Source organism: Microbacterium sp. LWO14-1.2 (assembly GCF_038397715.1).
Classification (GTDB): Bacteria; Actinomycetota; Actinomycetes; order Actinomycetales; family Microbacteriaceae; genus Microbacterium.
In genome coordinates this window covers 3,381,898-3,398,828 of the sequence record NZ_CP151633.1, presented here as the reverse complement: position 1 = coordinate 3,398,828, position 16,931 = coordinate 3,381,898, and the positions used below count along the sequence as shown (strand labels likewise).

Genomic DNA, 16,931 nt, shown 5'->3' with positions numbered 1-16,931 from the left:
ACCCCCACGGGTCGTTTAGCGAGCGAAGCGAGACGAAACGCGCCTCACCGCTCGCCTCACCTCCCGGGCACGCCCATCTGCGCGAGCAGGTGCTCGACGGCCCGGGGGTCCTGGCGACGCGCCTGCTGCTCGCGCAGGAGGTCGAGTGCGATCTCCCGGCGCTCGGCACGCGCCGCGATGCGGTGCTCGACGAACGCCTCGAGGTGCCGGGCGAGGGTGAGGATGCGGCGTTCGACGACAGTCGGTGCCGCGAGGTGCAGGGTCGCGCTGGTCATGATTCCTCCGTTCGCGCGTCGGCGGGCAGGTCGAAGAGCTCTGTGCGGAGCGTCACCCGGCGAACGTCCGGCCCGGTCTGGCCCTGGTAGCGATCGACGACCCGGTCGACGACCGCTGTCAGCTCGGCTTTGAGCTCGCTCATCTGTTCGGCCGTGAGGTCGAGGTAGGTCGTCATGATGATGCCGGCGTCGCGCCACTCCTCGGGGATGTCGGCTTCGGAGCGGTTGAGATAGGCCAGGAGCGTCTCGTGGCGCAGTCGGAAGAACTCCGCGGTGACGATCTGGGCCGAGGCGCGGTTCGACGGGGTCATGGTGTCGTCGGGTCCGGGGAGGTCGATCCGGCCCTTCGGGCGTTCCCACCATCGTTCCCGCGCGGTCCCCCGCCCCTCGACTTCACGGATCAGGTCGTGCGCCGCGAGGGCTCGCAGGTGATAGCTCATGGAGCCCGAGGTCTCGCCGACCAGGGCGGCGAGCGTGCTGGCGGTCTGCGGACCGCGCTCGCTCAGCAGGTCGAAGATGCGCACTCGCAGAGGATGCGCGAGTGCCTTGAGTGCACCGGCATCGAGGCTGCGGGACTCTCGCTGATTCGTCATGTATGCAAAGATACCCTTGCAAACATTTCTTTGCAAGGATTCCTTTGCAAAAGTCTGTCGTTCGGCTCAGCTCACGGCGGCGCGGGCTGCGACGAACGCCGAGACGCACCGCTCGATCTGCGCCGCGGTGTGCGCAGCCGAGAGCTGCACGCGAATCCGCGCGAGGCCCCGCGGCACCACCGGGAAACTGAACGCCGTCACGTACACGCCCTGTCGCTGCATCTCGGCGGCGATGCGCGCGGTGAGTGCGGCGTCGCCGAACATCACCGGCACGATCGGGTGCTCTCCGGGGAGGAGATCGAAACCCTCCTCCGTGATCCGCTCGCGGAAGAGCGCCGCGTTCTCCCGCAGCCGCGCCCGGAGATCCGCCGAGCCTTCCACGAGGTCGAGCGCCGTGAGCGTGCCGGCCACGATCGACGACGCGAGCGTGTTCGAGAAGAGGTACGGGCGCGAGCGCTGCCGCAGCAGCGCCACGATGTCGGCGTGCGAGGCGACGTAGCCGCCCGACGCTCCGCCGAGAGCCTTGCCGAACGTGCCGGTGTAGATGTCGACGCGGTCCGCGACCCCGCACAGCTCCGGGGTGCCCCGCCCGTTCTCCCCCACGAAGCCGACGGCGTGCGAGTCGTCGACGAAGACGAGCGCGTCGTACCGTTCCGCGAGGTCGCAGATCTCGGCGAGCGGTGCGATGTATCCGTCCATCGAGAACACACCGTCCGTGACGACGACACGGAAGCGAGCATCGGATGCCGCCCGCAGCTGTTCCTCGAGGTCGGCCATGTCGCGGTTGCGATAGCGCAGACGGTGCGCCTTCGACAGCCGGATGCCGTCGATGATCGACGCGTGGTTCAACTCGTCCGAGATGATCGCGTCCTCGGCGGAGAACAGGGTCTCGAAGACCCCGCCGTTGGCGTCGAAGCAGGACGAGTAGAGGATCGCGTCGTCCGTGCCGAGGAAGCCCGCCAGCCGACGCTCGAGCTCGAGGTGCTGCTCCTGGGTCCCGCAGATGAAGCGCACGCTGGCGAGGCCGTATCCCCACTCGTCGAGCGCCGACTTCGCAGCATCCAGGATCCGCTGGTCGTCGGCGAGGCCGAGGTAGTTGTTGGCGCAGAAGTTCAGCACGTCCTCACCGTCCGCGGTGATCTCGGCCCGCTGCGGACCGCGGATGCCGCGCTCGCGCTTGGTGAGGCCGGCCTCCTCGATCCCTGCGAGCTCCGTCGCCACATGCTTCCCGAAGGTCCCGTACATCACAGCTCCGTCCAGTCGAGGATGATCTTGCCCGTGCCGGCGGACTCCGCCGCCGCGAATCCGCGTTCCCACTCCCGCGCAGGCAGCACATCGGCGATGACGCGGCCGATCGATTCGCGCAGCGTGGCGCTCGTCTGCAGCATCGCGCCCATGGCGTTCCACGTCTCGAACATCTCGCGACCGTAGATGCCCTTGATCGTGAGCATATGGGTGACGAGCTTGCCCCAGTCGATGCCGAACCCGTCGCTGGGAAGGCCCAGCATGGCGATGCGGCCGCCGTGGTTCATGTTGTCGATCATGGCCGGGAGCGCGGAGGGAGCCCCGCTCATCTCGAAGCCGATGTCGAAGCCCTCGCGCATGCCGAGTGCGTGCTGGGCGTCGCGGATGTCGCGCTGCGAGACGTCGACCACCTCGTTCGCCCCCATGAGGGTCGCCATCTCGAGTCGTGGTGCGCTGACGTCGGTGGCGGTGACGAACCGTGCACCGGCGTGCCGGGCGACCGCGATCGCCATGAGCCCGATCGGGCCGCATCCCGTCACCAGCACGTCCTCCCCCACCAGCGGATAGGTCAGAGCCGTGTGCACGGCGTTGCCGAGCGGATCGAAGATCGCGCCGAGCTCGGGGCTCACCTCTGCGTGGTGCACCCACACGTTCGTCGCAGGCAGGGCGAGGTACTCGGCGAATGCTCCGTCGCGCTGCAGACCGAGGCCGATCGTTCGGATGCACATCTGCCGTCGACCCGCGCGGCAGTTGCGACACGTACCGCACACGATGTGCCCCTCGCCCGAGACGCGATCGCCCACCGCGATGTCGTGCACGAGCGGTCCGACGTCGACGACCTCCCCGTAGAACTCGTGACCGGGGATCAGCGGGGCGTCGATCGCCGATGCCGCCCAGTCGTCCCAGCGGCGGATGTGCAGGTCGGTGCCGCAGATCCCTGTCCGGAGGACGCGGATGATCACCTCGTCGGGTGCGGCGACGGGGTCGGGCCTCTCGACGAGTTCCAGACCGGCGCCGCGTTCTCCTTTGAACAGAGCTCTCATGTCTCGATCACACCGCAGGCGATCATTTAGAACAAGACGATACTTCTGCATGGTCCATGTAGCCCTCACTAAACTTTCGACATGGAGATCCACCAGCTGCAGATCCTGCGCGAACTCGGCGCCCTCGGCAGCGTCGCCGCGGTCGCCGACGCCCTGTCTGTGACACCCTCCGCCGTGTCGCAGCATCTCGCCGCCCTGCAGCGCGGCTTCCGCACTCCCCTCACCCGCAGGGACGGTCGGCGTCTCACGCTCACGGCCGCCGGGCAGGTGCTCGCTGCCGCGGGCGCTGAGGCGATCGACGCGATCGCGTCGGCGCGCACCGCGATCGACGACTTCGAGAGCGATCACACGGGCGTCGTCTCGCTGAGCGGATTCCACAGCGTCGGTCAGGCCCTGTTCGGCGAGCTGCTCCGAGAACTCGGCGACGACGCCCCCACGGTCGAGCTCACCGATGAGGACGTCGCCCAGAGCGAGTTCCCCGGTCTCACGGCTCGCTACGATCTCGTGCTGGCCCACCGCATGGAGCACTCCGCTCCGTGGCCGACTCAGGGTATGCGCAGCATGACGCTCGTGAAGGAGCCCCTCGACGTCGCGGTCGCGGCAGCGCACCCGCTCGCCCACCGCACGCGCGTGACACCCCTCGACGTGGTCGACGGCCCGTGGGTGACCAGTCGGGCCGGATACTCCCCCGACGACGTGCTCGCGGCAGTGGCGGCGGTGGCCGGGCGCCCCGTCGAGATCCGACACCGTATCAACGACTACGGCGCGGTGGCAGCGGTCATCGCCGCGGGAGGGGTCATCGGGATGCTGCCGCGCTACACCTCCCGCACGGTCGACGACCACGACATCGTGAGGCTGCCGCTGCGCGGAGTGTCGACGCATCGCCTCATCGACGTGCTCGCCCGACCGGAGAACCTGCGCCGCCGCTCCGTGCGTCTGGTCGTCGAGGCCCTCGGGCGCGCGATGGCTAGGCTCAGAGCATGACCGAGGCCACGAACCCGCTGCTGCAGCCGCCGACGCTCCCCTACGGACTCCCCGACTACACCCGCATCCGCCCCGAGCACTACCTTCCTGCCTTCCGTGCGGCCTTCGAGGAGCACCGCCGCGAGATCTCCCGCATCACGATGGTGCGCTCGATGCCGACCTTCGAGAACACCATCGAGGCGCTCGAACGCTCAGGCGAGCTGCTCGACCGGGTCTCGCATGCGTTCTACACCGTGAGCTCGGCCGACGCGACACCCGAGATCCAGGCCGTCGACGAGCAGCTGGCTCCGCTGATGGCCGCGCATCACGACGCCGTGACGCTCGACGGTGCTCTGTATTGGCGTGTGCAGCAGGTCCACTCGCAGCTCGACGACCTCGACCTCGACGCGGAGCAGCGGTACCTCGTGGAACGCCACCACCGCGAGATGACGCACGCCGGTGCGGCGCTCGACGACGAGGCGAAGGCACGACTCACCCTCCTCAACCAGCAGCTCTCGACGCTCAGCAACACCTTCGAGCGGAATCTGCTCAACGACACCAACGACCTGGCCGTCGTGTTCGAGACCGCGGACGAGCTCGCGGGACTCGGAGCGGGCGAGCTCTCCGCGGCCGCGCGTTCCGCCGCGGAGCGCGGTGTCGACGGCTACCTGGTCTCGCTCCCCCTCTTCACGGGGCACCCGTATCTGGCGCAGCTGCGGAACCGCGAGTCGCGCCGGCGCATCATGGAGGCGTCCCGCAGCAGGGGGTCGCGCGGCAACGCGAACGACAATCGTCCGGTGCTCGTCGAGATCGCCCGCCTGCGCGCGGAGAGGGCGGCGCTGCTCGGCTACGCATCGCACGCGGCCTACGTCACGGCAGACGAGACCGCCGGCACACCGGGGGCCGTCGAGCGGATGCTGCGCGAGCTCGCCGCACCGTCGGCCCGCAACGCGTCCACCGAACGCGCCGCGCTGCAGGAGATCGTCGACGAACTCGAACCGGAGCCCTTCCCCGTCGAGGCCCATGACTGGGCGTTCTACACGGAGAAGGTGCGCGCAGCGCGCTACGACATCGACACGGCGGCTCTTCGGCCGTGGTTCGAGGCCGAGCGAGTGCTGCACGACGGCGTGTTCTTCGCCGCGACGCAGTTGTACGGCGTGACGTTCGCGGAACGCGCCGATCTGGCGGCGTACCACCCGGGCGCCCGCGTGTTCGAGGTGCGCAACGAGGACGGCTCCGAGCTCGGGCTGTACGTCCTCGACCTGTACACGCGGGACTCGAAGCGGGGCGGCGCATGGATGAACCCGATCGTGAGCCAGTCTCGACTCCGCGGCACGCGTCCGGTCGTCGTCAACAATCTCAACGTCCCCCAGCCCGCGGACGGCGAACCGACGCTGCTCACACTCGACGAGGTCACCACGCTCTTCCACGAGTTCGGTCACGCGCTGCACGGCCTGTTCGCCGTCGTCACCTACCCGCATTTCGCCGGGACCAACGTGTTCCGCGACTTCGTGGAGTTCCCCAGCCAAGTGAACGAGATGTGGATCCTGTGGCCGGAGGTGCTCGACAACTACGCCCGTCATCACCTCACGGGAGAACCCCTGGATGCCGCGGTCGTCGAGCGTCTGCGCTCCGCTGAGGCGTTCGATCAGGGGCACGCCACGAGCGAGTACCTCGCGGCCGCGTGGCTCGACCAGGCCTGGCATCGCATCGGTCCCGACGAGAGCGTGACCGACGCGGCGGCGTTCGAAGCATCCGCCCTGTTCGACATCGGCCTCGCCGACCCCGCCGTCCCCACTCGGTACTCGTCCGCCTACTTCGCGCACGTGTTCTCCGGCGGATACAGCGCCGGGTACTACTCGTACATCTGGAGCGAGGTGCTCGACGCCGACACGGTCGAGTGGTTCCGCGAGAACGGGGGCCTGACCCGCGCGAACGGCGACCGTTTCCGCGCGCGCCTGCTCGGCGTCGGCGGGTCGAAGGATCCCCTGGCGGCCTACCGCGACTTCCGCGGGAGGGATGCCGAGATCGCACCCCTGCTGAAGCGCCGAGGGTTGACGCCCTGAGACGCCTGGGTCAGCCCAGCGTTCGCACCTCGATGGGGTCCTCGATCACGCCGTCGCCCCCGCGGTGAACACGGAACGCCGTGCGCCCCGCCCGCTCGGCCACGGCATCGGTCAGCACTCCATCGCGGAACACGAGCGCGGTGAAGTCGTCGGCGGCGTATCCGTCCGCGAGGTGCCCGCGGCGCACCCAGTCGAGGTACTGATCCCGCCGACCCGGTTCGCGGTCGACCCACCGCCGACGTACACGACGTCCTTATCCAGCAGGACCCGCGGATCGCGATACCCGTGCGGCGGGGTGGCGAACAACGAGAGCACCGAGGTCTCAGCACGACCGGCGAACGCGTCGGCGAAGCGGCGGCTGTAGTCGGACGAGTCCCCGCTGGCTGTCGGCACGAAGCACACCCGTGGCCGGTCCACCCCGGTCAGATCCAGGAGGTGGTCGTCGAGAGCGGAGCGTCCGTCATCCGACATCGAGAATCCGCCACCCCCGAGCGCCACGATGGTTCCGAGCACTGAGGATCCCCGGGTCGTCATCGTCCGGCCGCCGGCGTCTCCCGGGCGATCCAGTCTCTGGCCTTGAACCAGGTCAGCTGGTGGTAGCTCTGGCGCAGCTGCTCCCCCAGCGTTTCCATCGGGAGGATCTGCACCGTGATCGTCTCGTTCGCGTCGAGCTCCGGGTCGCCGGCGACACGGCATCCGAGGGCGAGGAAGTGGTGGACTCGGTTCGTCTGGTTTCCGAAGTTCGCCCAGGTCGCTCCGAGGTCGACGATCTCGGAGGAGGCGTAGCCGGTCTCCTCGCGCAGCTCCCGCGCGGCTGCTGCAGCCGGGGTCTCTCCGACCGCGACCCCGCCGCCGATCGTGCCCAGTGCGATCACCCCGCCGCCGTGACGGTACTCGTCGACGACGATCGCACGGCCGTCGCGGTCGAGCGCCAGGACGGACACCCAGTCGGGATACTCGAGCACGTAGTACGGCGCGATCGACCGACCGCCACTCGCACGGCAGTCATCGGCCCGGAGGATCCATTCGTCCTCGACAAGCACGCGCCGGGAGAGGGCCTCCCACGGCTCCGGCCTCACGATCAGGCGCTCTTGCGCTTGCGCTCCATCACGATGGTGGGCGGCGCGCCCTCGTCGACGGCGGCCCGGGTGACGATGACCTTCGCGACGTCTTCCGCCGACGGGATCTCGAACATGATGGGCCCGAGCACGTCTTCGAGGATTGCTCGCAGACCGCGAGCACCGGTCTTCCGCTCGACCGCCAGGTCGGCGATCGACCGGAGCGCCTCGTCCTCGAACTCCAGCTCGACGCCGTCCAGTTCGAACATGCGCTGATACTGCTTGACGAGGGCGTTGCGCGGCCCGGTGAGGATGTCGATCAGCGCATCCTGATCGAGCGGCGACACGTTCGTCACGACGGGGAGACGACCGATGAACTCGGGGATCAGGCCGAACTTGTGCAGGTCCTCCGGGAGCACCTCGCTGAACAGGTCGAGATCCTTGCCCTTGTCGTGCAGCGGAGCGCCGAAGCCGATACCGTGCTTGCCGACGCGCGCCGAGACGATGTCTTCGAGTCCGGCGAACGCTCCTGCGACGATGAACAGCACGTTCGAGGTGTCGATCTGCAGGAACTCCTGGTGCGGGTGCTTGCGACCGCCCTGCGGCGGGACCGATGCGACCGTTCCCTCGATGATCTTGAGGAGCGCCTGCTGCACGCCCTCGCCCGAGACGTCGCGCGTGATCGACGGGTTCTCGGCCTTGCGGGCGATCTTGTCGACCTCGTCGATGTAGATGATGCCCTGCTCGGCGCGCTTGACGTCGTAGTCGGCGGCCTGGATGAGCTTGAGGAGGATGTTCTCGACGTCTTCGCCGACATAGCCGGCCTCGGTGAGCGCGGTGGCGTCGGCGACAGCGAACGGCACGTTCAGCCGCTTCGCCAGCGTCTGCGCCAGATACGTCTTGCCGCAGCCCGTCGGCCCGATGAGCAGGATGTTGCTCTTGGCGATCTCGACGCTCTCGGCCTTCTGCTCGGCCGGCTGCAGCGTGCCGTGCGCACGGATGCGCTTGTAGTGGTTGTAGACCGCGACGGCCAGGGCCTTCTTGGCGGGCTCCTGTCCGACGACGTACTCCTCGAGGAAGGAGAAGATCTCGCGCGGCTTGGGCAGCTCGAAGTCCGCGGTGCCTTCGGCGGACGATTCCGCCATGCGCTCCTCGATGATCTCGTTGCACAGCTCGACGCACTCGTCGCAGATGTACACACCGGGGCCAGCGATGAGCTGCTGCACCTGCTTCTGGCTCTTTCCGCAGAACGAGCACTTGAACAGGTCAGCGCTTTCACCGATACGGGCCATGCGCGTCCTCCTCGGGGGATCCAGAGATCGTCTACTGAGCCTAACCGGTGCGTCGGACACAGGGGCGCATTGGCCGCCTGCGCGAGGCGTCCGCGTCTCCGCAGCGCAGCGGACACGAAGATCGACGCCCCGCCCGAGCGCCCCCGCGAGGCGGGTGGGCGATCGGACGGGGCGTCGACCGGACGGGGCGTCGACCGGACGGGATTCGACCGGACCGGTTCAGACCATGCTCTTGGTGTGCCAGACCGTCTTCACCTCGGTGAAGGCGGCGATCCGCTCGGGCGAGGCCGTCACCTCGCCGGGGGCGAGCACTCGCTTCAGCGTCTCGGCGGCGGCGATCTGCATGTCGACCCAGTCCAGGTCACCCGCTCCGGCGAGGTCGAGCGCGTTGACGTCCTGGTGCGAGGCCAGCCACGGGGCGATCTCCGCGGGGGATCCGGTCAGCACGTTGACGACTCCGCCCGGCACGTCGCTCGTGGCCAGCACCTCGGCGAGGCTGATCGCAGACAGCGGATGCCGTTCGCTCGCCACCACGACGACCGTGTTCCCGGCGACCAGCGCCGGGGCGACGACCGACACGAGCCCGAGCAGCGCGGAGTCCTGCGGTGCGACGACCGCGACGACGCCCGTGGGCTCGGGCACCGAGATGTTGAAGTACGGACCGGACACCGGGTTCGCGTTGCCGGCGACCTGCGCGTACTTGTCGCACCAGCCCGCGTACCAGACCCACAGGTCGATCGCCTCATCGACCTGCGCGGATGCCGCCGACGACGACACGCCCTCCTGCGCCGAGATCTCGTCGACGAACTGCGCGCGGCGTCCTTCCAGCACCTCGGCGACGCGGTAGAGCACCTGACCGCGGTTGTACGCCGTGGCACCGGACCAGCCCTTCACCGCCGCACGGGCTGCGACGACGGCATCCCTCGCGTCCTTCCGCGAACCCTTCGCCGCGTTCGCGAGGAAGGCCCCCTTGGCCGAGAGCACCTCGTAGGTGCGGCCGGACTCGCTGCGAGGGAACGCACCGCCGATGGCGAGCTTGTACGTCTTCGGAACACTGAGTCGCTTGCTCATGCTGCGGCCCCCTTCAGGTACGCGGTGAGACCCTGGCGTCCGCCTTCGCGGCCGTAGCCGGACTCCTTGTAGCCGCCGAACGGGCTCGACGGGTCGAATCGGTTGAACGTGTTGGCCCAGACGACGCCTGCGCGCAGACGGTCGGCGACCGCGAGGATGCGGGAGCCCTTGTCCGACCAGATCCCCGCCGACAGGCCGTACGGGGTGTTGTTCGCCTTCGCGATCGCCTCTGCCGGAGTGCGGAACGTGAGCACCGACAGCACAGGGCCGAAGACCTCGTCGCGGGCGATGCGGTGCGACGCCTCGACGCCCGTGAAGATCGTCGGAGCGAACCAGAACCCCTTCTCCGGGATGGCGCAGTCCGCGGTCCAGCGCTCCGCGCCCTCCGCCTCGCCGATGTCGCTGAGTTCGCGGATGCGGGCGAGCTGGGCGGCCGAGTTGATGGCCCCGATGTCGGTGTTCTTGTCGAGCGGGTCGCCGAGACGCAGCGTCGACAGGCGGTTCTTGAGCCGGTCGATCACCTCGTCATGGATCGACTCCTGCACGAGCAGCCGGCTGCCCGCGCAGCACACGTGCCCCTGGTTGAAGAAGATGCCGTTGACGATCCCCTCGACGGCCTGGTCGATGGGGGCGTCGTCGAACACGATGTTCGCGGCCTTGCCGCCGAGCTCCAGCGTCAGCTTCTTGTTCGTGCCGGCGACGGCGCGCGCGATGTCGCGCCCCACCCCCGTCGACCCCGTGAACGCGACCTTGTCGACGTCGGGGTGGCGGACGAGCGCGGCGCCGGTGGCCCCGGCGCCGGTCACGATGTTCACGACACCGGCGGGGAGGTCGGCCTGCTGGAGGATCTCGGCGAAGATCAGCGCCGTGAGCGGCGTCGTCTCGGCCGGCTTCAGCACGACGGTGTTGCCGGCAGCGAGGGCGGGCGCGAGCTTCCACGCGAGCATGAGCAGCGGGAAGTTCCAGGGGATGACCTGACCGGCCACGCCGAGCGCGCGAGGATTCGCACCGAGACCGGCGTAGTCGAGCTTGTCGGCCCAACCCGCGTAGTAGAAGAACCAGGAGGCGACCAACGGCACGTCGACGTCGCGGCTCTCCTTGATGGGCTTGCCGTTGTCGAGACTCTCCGCGACGGCGAGCTCGCGAGCGCGCTCCTGCACGAGGCGCGCGATGCGGAAGAGGTACTTGCCGCGGTCGCGTCCGCTCATGCGCGACCACGTCTTGTCGTAGGCGCGGCGTGCGGCGGCGACCGCACGATCGATGTCCTCGTCCGTGGCCGAGGCGATCTCCGCGATGCGGGTCTCATCCGCGGGAGAGATCGTGGTGAAGCTCGCGCCGGAGCCGTCGACGAACTCGCCGTCGATGAACAGGCCGTAGCTGTCCTTGAGGTTCAGCACGGCCTTCGACTCCGGTGCCGGAGCGTATTCCAGGAATGACATATCTCGTCCTCAGTCGATCGTGACGTAGTCGGGGCCGGAGTAGTGGCCGGTGGTGAGCTTCTGCCTCTGCAGCAGCACGTCGTTGAGCAGGCTCGACGCACCGAAACGGAACAGGTGCGGCTGCAGCCACTCCTCCCCGACGGTCTCGGCGACGGTGACCAGGTACTTCACCGCGTCCTTCGAGGCGCGGATGCCGCCGGCCGGCTTGACGCCGATGCGCTGCCCTGTGCCGCGATACCAGTCGCGCACGGTCTCGAGCATGAGCAGCGTCGTCGGCAGAGTGGCGGCGGGCTGGACCTTGCCGGTCGACGTCTTGATGAAGTCGCCTCCGGCCAGGATGCCGAGCCACGAGGCCCGCTTGATGTTGTCGTACGTGTTCAGCTCACCCGTCTCCAGGATGACCTTGAGCGATGCGTAGGAGCCGTCCGCGCGGCGGCAGGCTTCCTTGACCTGCGCGATCTGGTCGAAGACGAGACCGTAACGGCCTGCCAGGAATGCGCCGCGGTCGATGACCATGTCGATCTCGTCGGCGCCGGCGGCCACGGCCTCGGCGGTGTCGGCCAGCTTGATGGCGAGCGACGAACGCCCGCTCGGGAAGGCCGTGGCGACGGCGGCGACGGAGATCAGTCCGTCGTCGGGGTCGCCGTGCATCGCTCCGAGCGCGTCGACGGCGTCCGGCACCATGTCTCCGTACACGCACACGGCGGCGACCTTCGGGGTGCTCTGGTCCGCGGCATCCGGGTTCTTGGCCTTCGCCACCAGCGACCGCACCTTGCCGGGCGTGTCAGCGCCCTCGAGCGTGGTGAGGTCTATCAGCCTGATGATCGTGTCGAGCGCCCACGCCTTCGAGGTCGTCTTGATCGACCGTGTTCCGAGTCCCGCTGCGCGCTGTTCGAGCCCGACGGCGTCGACGCCGGGGAGTCCGTGCAGGAAGCGGCGGAGCGTCGCGTCGTCGGGTTCTCCGCCGAGCACGTCCACCGCCGATCTGCGGCTGAGTTCTTGGGTCGTCATCGTTCCTCCAACAATGCTCGTGCTGTGGTCTCGTCTGTCACCAGGACGCTGCACAGGCCGTTGGCCACGACCGTGCGCGCGATGTCGTGCTTGGCCTCGCCAGCGGTGACGAAGATGGCTCGCTCCGCCTCGCGCAGCCGTGCGAGGTCGACGCCGACCGTGCGCGAGTCGAGCTGCGGGTCGACGATGTTGCCGTCGGCGTCGATGTACCGTCCGAGCAGGTCGCCGACGGCGCCGCGGCGTGCGAGCTCCTCGACGTCGGATGCCGTCAGGTAACCGTTCTCGACGTGCGCGGAGCTGGCGTCGCACGGACCGGCGGTGAAGAGGAATGCCTGCGCCTGCGCGGCTTCTTCGAGCACGGCCGCGACCGTGCGGTCGGACTCGATGGCCTGTTTGGTCTCGACGCGCTCGAGGATGGCGGGGCTGGGCAGCAGCGACACGTGCCCCGAGGCGCGCTGCGCGATCGTGACCGCGAGTCCGGCGGCGCCGCCGGAGCGACGATTGAGGCTCACTCCCCCGTTGAGCTGCACGACCGTGACTCCTGTCGCCCAGCCGTCCGGCAGCGCCTCGGCGACGGCGCGGAGAGTGCGACCCCAGCTGACGCCGAGCGTGCGGGGCACAGGGCGCATGGCGCTGAGGTAGTCGGCGGCGGCCTGGGCGACGCGTTCGAGTGTGCCGTCGTCTCCCTCGGGGGAAGGAACGACCACGGCCGCGGCGAGGCCGTACCGCTCGACGAGGTCGCGCTCGAGACCGAGGCGTCGGGCGCGCGGGTGGATGATCTCGATACGGACGATGCCGCGCTCGCGCGCCTGCGTGAGCAGGCGTCCGACCTTCCACCGGGAGAGCTTGAGGAGGGCGCCGATCTCGTCCTGCGTCTTGTCCTCGTCGTAGTACAGCTCGGCGACGCGGACCATGGTGAGTTCGTCTTCCACGGCATCCTCCTTCCCTGTCCAGGGTACGTCGGAATCACCGTTCGCGCATCCGCTTGCTCATATGAGCGGAAGTGCCGCATCGCTCCGCGCATCCGCCGGAACGACGAGAGGACGCCGACCCGAAGGCCGACGTCCTCTCGTGGACGACCGAGGTCAGGCGCGCTTGCGCGAGCTGAGGACCTGGTCGACGATGCCGTACTCGTGAGCCTCGGCCGCCGACAGGATCTTGTCGCGGTCGATGTCACGGTTGACCTGCTCGACCGGCTTGCCGGTGTGGCGGGCCATGGTCTCCTCGAGCCAGGTGCGCATGCGGAGGATCTCCGCCGCCTGGATCTCGATGTCGGAGGCCTGTCCGTGCCCGGCCTCGCCCATGGCCGGCTGGTGCATGAGCACGCGGGCGTTGGGCAGAGCGAGCCGCTTGCCGGGGGCTCCGGCTGCGAGGAGCACGGATGCCGCGGACGCGGCCTGGCCGAGCACGACCGTCTGGATCTGCGGCGCGACGTACTGCATCGTGTCGTAGATCGCGGTCATGGCCGTGAACGAGCCACCGGGCGAGTTGATGTACATGGTGATGTCGCGCTCGGCGTCCTGGCTCTCGAGCACGAGCAGCTGCGCCATGACGTCATCGGCCGACGCGTCGTCGACCTGCACGCCGAGGAAGATCACGCGGTCTTCGAACAGCTTGTTGTACGGGTCCTGACGCTTGAAGCCGTAGGCGGTGCGCTCCTCGAACTGCGGGAGCACGTAGCGGCTGGAGGGCAGGTCACCGGCGGAGCGGAAGGTGGGTGTGTACATGAAGATTCCTCTCGCTCTCTCAGTTGGCGTCCGTGCCGCCGCCGCCGACGACGTCGGTGGCGGACTCGCGGATGTGGTCGACGAAGCCGTACTCGAGGGCCTCGTCTGCGGTGAACCAGCGGTCGCGGTCTCCGTCTTCGTTGATCTGCTCGACCGACTTGCCGGTCTGCGCGGCGGTGATCTCGGCCAGGCGATTCTTCATCGAGACGATGAGCTGGGCCTGGGTCTGGATGTCGCTCGACGTACCGCCGAAGCCACCGTGCGGCTGGTGCAGCAGCACGCGGGCGTTCGGGGTGATGTAGCGCTTGCCCTTGGTGCCGGCGGTCAGCAGGAGCTGACCCATCGACGCCGCCATCCCGATGCCGACCGTGACGATGTCGTTCGGCACGAACTGCATCGTGTCGTAGATCGCCATTCCCGCGGTGATGGAGCCGCCGGGCGAGTTGATGTAGAGGTAGATGTCCTTTTCCGAGTCCTCTGCAGCGAGAAGAAGGATCTTCGCGCAGATCTCGTTGGCGTTCTCGTCACGCACCTCTGATCCCAGCCAGATGATGCGGTCCTTCAACAGCCTGTCGAAGACGCTCGTCGCGAGGAGGGGTTCTGCAGCCATGTCAGCTCCTGATTCCGTGTTTCAGTGATTCGAATCTACCGGCGACAACACGGCGCCCAGGCCGTGTTCGCCGTCGGCATATCAGGTGTCGAGATCGGCGATCTCGTGGGCGTAGGCCGTCATCGACCGGTGGTAGCGCGGCAGGTGCGGCACCAGCGCGAGCAGTGCCACGGACAACCCTGTCGCGGGCTTCCCGGCACTGGCCAGGATGAGCGCATGCACCGTCGCGACCGCGTCCCGGTAGGGGCCGTCTGCCGACAGCTCCTCCTCGGCCGTGATGAGCTCGAGCGCCTCGTCGTACTGGCCGAGGTTGCGCAGCGAACTCGCGAGCTGGATCACGCACTGCGGACGGTGCTCCTCGTCCAGCCCGAGCTCCAGGGCCCGCCGGTACAGCACGACCGCCTCCGCGGGGCGTCCGGCGGAGTCGCGCGCGCCGGCGCGTTCGAACTCCGCCCTGGCGTCATCGCTCCCCCGCTCCGCGGCGAGGGCGTCGATCCGGGCGATGGTGTCGTCGCCGACCTCCTCGCCGGACGCCTCGGCCCACACCTCGTCGATCCGCTCATCCCAGCTCGTCATGTCTTCTCTTCTCCTCGGAGGCTCGTCTGCTACGAGAAAGGGGCGGATGCCGCAGCATCCGCCCCTTTCGAGATCGTGATCGATCACTCGCCCTTGTCAGCAGCCTTCTTGGCCGGAGCCTTCTTGGCGGCGGGCTTCTTGGCCGGCTTCTCCTCGGCGTCGGCGTCGTCCTTCTTGGCGGCGGCCTTCTTCGCGGGAGCCTTCTTGGCCGGAGCCTTCTTGGCCGGCTTCTCCTCGGCCGGGGCCTCGGTCTCGGCCTCGTCAGCGGCCTCGTCGTCGGTCACGATGAAGTCGGACAGATCGACGGCCTTGCCGTTGGTGTCGACGACCTTCACCTTGCCGAGCGCGATCGCGAGGGCCTTGTTGCGTGCGACCTCGCCGACGAGGGCGGGGAGCTGGTTCGACGACTGCAGCGCCTCGACGAACTCCTGCGGAGCCATGCCGTACTGCGCGGCGGACTGGATGAGGTACTGCGAGAGCTCCTCCTGCGAGACCTGCACGTCGGCCTGCTCGGCGATCGTGTCGAGCAGCACCTGCGTGCGGAACTGCTTCTCGCTCGCCTCGGTGACCTCGGCGCGGTGCACATCGTCCTCGAGACGACCCTCGCCCTCGAGGTGGTTGTGCACCTCGTCCTCGATGAGCTGCGGCGGGACCGGGATCTCGATCTGCTCGAGCAGGGTCTCGACGAGCTTGTCGCGGGCGGCGGAGCCCTGCGTGAAGACGCCCTGCTGCGAGACGCGCTCGGCGAGGCTCTCACGGAGTTCCGCGATCGTGTCGAACTCGCTCGCGATCTGCGCGAAGTCGTCGTCGGCCTCGGGGAGCTCGCGCTCCTTGACGGCCTTGACCGATACGGCGACCTCGGCCTCGGAGCCGGCGTGGTCGCCGCCGACGAGGGTCGAGCGGAACGTGGTGTCCTCACCGGCAGTCAGCGACTCGATCGCGTCGTCGATGCCCTCGAGCAGCTCGCCGGAGCCGACCTCGTACGAGACGCCCTCGGCGCGGTCGATCTCGGCGCCGTCGATCGTGGCGACCAGGTCGAGCTCGACGAAGTCGCCCTTCGCGGCCGGGCGGTCGACGGGGACGAGCGTGCCGAAGCGTGCGCGCATGTTCTCGAGCTCGGCGTCGAGCGCCGCGTCGTCCGCCTCGACGGCGTCAACGGTCAGCGTGATGCCCGCGTAGTCGGGGAGCTCGATGTCGGGGCGGACGTCCACCTCGATGTCGACGAGCAGATCGCCCGAGAAGTCCTTCTCGCTCGGCCACTCGATGATCTCGGCCGACGGACGGCCGACGACGCGGAGCTTGTGCTCGGTGGTCGCGTCGCGGAAGAAGCGGTCGAGGCCCTCGTTCACGGCGTGCTCGATGACGGCGCCGCGTCCGATGCGCTGATCGATGATCGGGGCGGGAACCTTGCCCTTGCGGAAGCCGGGGATCTGGACGTCCTGCGCGATGTGCTCGTAGGCGTGCGAGATGCTGGGCTTGAGGTCTTCGGGGGTGACCGTGATGCTGAGCTTGACCCGGGTCGGGGTCAGCTTCTCGACGGTGCTGTTCGCCATGCTGGTGTGTTCTCCTTGTGATTTCCGCGCTGAATCGCGGCTGCCAGGCTTTGTCGAGCCGTGTCGGGGCGACAGGAGTTGAACCTGCGACCTCCCGCTCCCAAAGCGGGCGCTCTACCAAACTGAGCTACGCCCCGGGGAATCCGCACGCAGATTCAGCCCCACCGAGTCTAACGGACGGGAGCACCCTCGACCGTCCGCTATGATCGAACAGTCGGTGCACGTCGCCGATCGGTCCCCGAGCAGTGCGACGGGTCCGGGGGTGTAGCTCAATGGTAGAGTCTCAGTCTTCCAAACTGATTGCGCGGGTTCGATTCCCGTCACCCCCTCGCTTCGAAGGCCTTCGCAGAGATGCGGAGGCCTTCTGCATTTTCTTCATGTCGATCGGTGTTTCTCTGGCAGAGTCGAT

Annotated in this window: 18 protein-coding genes and 2 tRNA genes; 3 read left to right on the top strand and 17 right to left on the bottom strand. The window is 68.5% G+C overall.

Features of this window, described 5'->3' with window-relative positions:
- Positions 1-56: 56 nt before the first annotated feature.
- From MRBLWO14_RS16385 to tdh, 4 genes are all read right to left on the bottom strand, one after another.
- Positions 57-275: a hypothetical protein gene (locus tag MRBLWO14_RS16385; protein ID WP_341934139.1), complete on the bottom strand. Its 219-nt coding sequence runs from the start codon at positions 273-275 to the stop codon at positions 57-59.
- On the bottom strand, positions 272-868 hold the full coding sequence (locus MRBLWO14_RS16380; RefSeq protein WP_341934138.1) for a helix-turn-helix domain-containing protein: 597 nt from the start codon (positions 866-868) through the stop codon (positions 272-274). Before MRBLWO14_RS16380 ends, MRBLWO14_RS16385 begins: the two co-directional genes overlap by 4 nt.
- A 66-nt stretch (positions 869-934) precedes the next feature.
- Complete coding sequence (locus tag MRBLWO14_RS16375) at positions 935-2,113, bottom strand: glycine C-acetyltransferase (protein WP_341934137.1); 1,179 nt, start codon at positions 2,111-2,113, stop codon at positions 935-937.
- On the bottom strand, positions 2,113-3,156 hold the full coding sequence (gene tdh / locus MRBLWO14_RS16370) for an L-threonine 3-dehydrogenase (protein ID WP_341934136.1): 1,044 nt from the start codon (positions 3,154-3,156) through the stop codon (positions 2,113-2,115). The genes MRBLWO14_RS16375 and tdh overlap by 1 nt, the downstream gene beginning before the upstream one ends.
- A gap of 81 nt (positions 3,157-3,237) precedes the next feature.
- On the opposite strand from tdh, the gene MRBLWO14_RS16365 reads away from it, so the two are divergent.
- Entirely contained in the window at positions 3,238-4,140 is a 903-nt protein-coding gene (locus MRBLWO14_RS16365) for a LysR family transcriptional regulator (RefSeq protein WP_341934135.1), read from the top strand.
- On the top strand, positions 4,137-6,185 hold the full coding sequence (locus MRBLWO14_RS16360; protein ID WP_341934134.1) for a M3 family metallopeptidase: 2,049 nt from the start codon (positions 4,137-4,139) through the stop codon (positions 6,183-6,185). Before MRBLWO14_RS16365 ends, MRBLWO14_RS16360 begins: the two co-directional genes overlap by 4 nt.
- Before the next feature lie 10 nt (positions 6,186-6,195).
- On the opposite strand, the gene MRBLWO14_RS16355 is transcribed toward MRBLWO14_RS16360, so the two are convergent.
- The 13 genes from MRBLWO14_RS16355 to MRBLWO14_RS16295 form a co-directional block, all read right to left on the bottom strand.
- Positions 6,196-6,372 (bottom strand): hypothetical protein, encoded by a 177-nt coding sequence (locus MRBLWO14_RS16355; RefSeq protein WP_341936250.1) that lies wholly within the window; start codon positions 6,370-6,372, stop codon positions 6,196-6,198.
- On the bottom strand, positions 6,297-6,656 hold the full coding sequence (locus MRBLWO14_RS16350; protein ID WP_341936222.1) for a Type 1 glutamine amidotransferase-like domain-containing protein: 360 nt from the start codon (positions 6,654-6,656) through the stop codon (positions 6,297-6,299). The genes MRBLWO14_RS16355 and MRBLWO14_RS16350 overlap by 76 nt, the downstream gene beginning before the upstream one ends.
- A gap of 59 nt (positions 6,657-6,715) precedes the next feature.
- Complete coding sequence (locus MRBLWO14_RS16345; protein WP_341934133.1) at positions 6,716-7,264, bottom strand: NUDIX hydrolase; 549 nt, start codon at positions 7,262-7,264, stop codon at positions 6,716-6,718.
- Between the two features lie 2 nt (positions 7,265-7,266).
- The gene (clpX, locus tag MRBLWO14_RS16340; protein ID WP_341934132.1) at positions 7,267-8,535 is read right to left on the bottom strand and encodes an ATP-dependent Clp protease ATP-binding subunit ClpX; all 1,269 of its coding nucleotides are present in this window, start codon (positions 8,533-8,535) and stop codon (positions 7,267-7,269) included.
- Between the two features lie 219 nt (positions 8,536-8,754).
- The gene (locus tag MRBLWO14_RS16335) at positions 8,755-9,606 is read right to left on the bottom strand and encodes an aldehyde dehydrogenase family protein (protein ID WP_341934131.1); all 852 of its coding nucleotides are present in this window, start codon (positions 9,604-9,606) and stop codon (positions 8,755-8,757) included.
- Entirely contained in the window at positions 9,603-11,045 is a 1,443-nt protein-coding gene (locus tag MRBLWO14_RS16330; RefSeq protein ID WP_341934130.1) for an aldehyde dehydrogenase family protein, read from the bottom strand. Before MRBLWO14_RS16330 ends, MRBLWO14_RS16335 begins: the two co-directional genes overlap by 4 nt.
- Before the next feature lie 9 nt (positions 11,046-11,054).
- Positions 11,055-12,056 (bottom strand): deoxyribose-phosphate aldolase, encoded by a 1,002-nt coding sequence (gene deoC / locus MRBLWO14_RS16325; RefSeq protein WP_341934129.1) that lies wholly within the window; start codon positions 12,054-12,056, stop codon positions 11,055-11,057.
- The gene (locus tag MRBLWO14_RS16320) at positions 12,053-12,988 is read right to left on the bottom strand and encodes a sugar-binding transcriptional regulator (protein ID WP_341934128.1); all 936 of its coding nucleotides are present in this window, start codon (positions 12,986-12,988) and stop codon (positions 12,053-12,055) included. Before MRBLWO14_RS16320 ends, deoC begins: the two co-directional genes overlap by 4 nt.
- 153 nt (positions 12,989-13,141) lie before the next feature.
- Positions 13,142-13,783, bottom strand: a complete 642-nt coding sequence (locus MRBLWO14_RS16315) for an ATP-dependent Clp protease proteolytic subunit (RefSeq protein ID WP_096715614.1) — start codon at positions 13,781-13,783, stop codon at positions 13,142-13,144.
- Positions 13,784-13,802: 19 nt separating this feature from the next.
- Positions 13,803-14,393: an ATP-dependent Clp protease proteolytic subunit gene (locus MRBLWO14_RS16310; RefSeq protein ID WP_096715615.1), complete on the bottom strand. Its 591-nt coding sequence runs from the start codon at positions 14,391-14,393 to the stop codon at positions 13,803-13,805.
- An 81-nt stretch (positions 14,394-14,474) separates the two neighbouring features.
- Positions 14,475-14,969 (bottom strand): tetratricopeptide repeat protein, encoded by a 495-nt coding sequence (locus tag MRBLWO14_RS16305; RefSeq protein WP_341934127.1) that lies wholly within the window; start codon positions 14,967-14,969, stop codon positions 14,475-14,477.
- Positions 14,970-15,052: 83 nt separating this feature from the next.
- Positions 15,053-16,522, bottom strand: a complete 1,470-nt coding sequence (tig, locus tag MRBLWO14_RS16300; protein ID WP_341934126.1) for a trigger factor — start codon at positions 16,520-16,522, stop codon at positions 15,053-15,055.
- Positions 16,523-16,585: 63 nt separating this feature from the next.
- Positions 16,586-16,659: transfer RNA gene (locus tag MRBLWO14_RS16295), tRNA-Pro, on the bottom strand.
- Positions 16,660-16,780: 121 nt separating this feature from the next.
- Here MRBLWO14_RS16295 and MRBLWO14_RS16290 point away from each other — a divergent pair.
- Positions 16,781-16,851 (top strand) — tRNA-Gly (locus tag MRBLWO14_RS16290).
- Positions 16,852-16,931: the final 80 nt, after the last annotated feature.

What these genes read in the sequence shown, in the direction of transcription:
- MRBLWO14_RS16385 (WP_341934139.1), bottom strand. Translation starts at nt 275, where the DNA reads ATGACCAGCGCGACCCTGCACCTCGCGGCACCGACTGTCGTCGAACGC.
- MRBLWO14_RS16380 (WP_341934138.1), bottom strand. Translation starts at nt 868, where the DNA reads ATGACGAATCAGCGAGAGTCCCGCAGCCTCGATGCCGGTGCACTCAAG.
- MRBLWO14_RS16375 (WP_341934137.1), bottom strand. Translation starts at nt 2,113, where the DNA reads ATGTACGGGACCTTCGGGAAGCATGTGGCGACGGAGCTCGCAGGGATC.
- tdh (WP_341934136.1), bottom strand. Translation starts at nt 3,156, where the DNA reads ATGAGAGCTCTGTTCAAAGGAGAACGCGGCGCCGGTCTGGAACTCGTC.
- MRBLWO14_RS16365 (WP_341934135.1), top strand. Translation starts at nt 3,238, where the DNA reads ATGGAGATCCACCAGCTGCAGATCCTGCGCGAACTCGGCGCCCTCGGC.
- MRBLWO14_RS16360 (WP_341934134.1), top strand. Translation starts at nt 4,137, where the DNA reads ATGACCGAGGCCACGAACCCGCTGCTGCAGCCGCCGACGCTCCCCTAC.
- MRBLWO14_RS16350 (WP_341936222.1), bottom strand. Translation starts at nt 6,656, where the DNA reads ATGTCGGATGACGGACGCTCCGCTCTCGACGACCACCTCCTGGATCTG.
- clpX (WP_341934132.1), bottom strand. Translation starts at nt 8,535, where the DNA reads ATGGCCCGTATCGGTGAAAGCGCTGACCTGTTCAAGTGCTCGTTCTGC.
- MRBLWO14_RS16335 (WP_341934131.1), bottom strand. Translation starts at nt 9,606, where the DNA reads ATGAGCAAGCGACTCAGTGTTCCGAAGACGTACAAGCTCGCCATCGGC.
- MRBLWO14_RS16330 (WP_341934130.1), bottom strand. Translation starts at nt 11,045, where the DNA reads ATGTCATTCCTGGAATACGCTCCGGCACCGGAGTCGAAGGCCGTGCTG.
- deoC (WP_341934129.1), bottom strand. Translation starts at nt 12,056, where the DNA reads ATGACGACCCAAGAACTCAGCCGCAGATCGGCGGTGGACGTGCTCGGC.
- MRBLWO14_RS16315 (WP_096715614.1), bottom strand. Translation starts at nt 13,783, where the DNA reads ATGTACACACCCACCTTCCGCTCCGCCGGTGACCTGCCCTCCAGCCGC.
- MRBLWO14_RS16310 (WP_096715615.1), bottom strand. Translation starts at nt 14,393, where the DNA reads ATGGCTGCAGAACCCCTCCTCGCGACGAGCGTCTTCGACAGGCTGTTG.
- MRBLWO14_RS16305 (WP_341934127.1), bottom strand. Translation starts at nt 14,969, where the DNA reads ATGACGAGCTGGGATGAGCGGATCGACGAGGTGTGGGCCGAGGCGTCC.
- tig (WP_341934126.1), bottom strand. Translation starts at nt 16,522, where the DNA reads ATGGCGAACAGCACCGTCGAGAAGCTGACCCCGACCCGGGTCAAGCTC.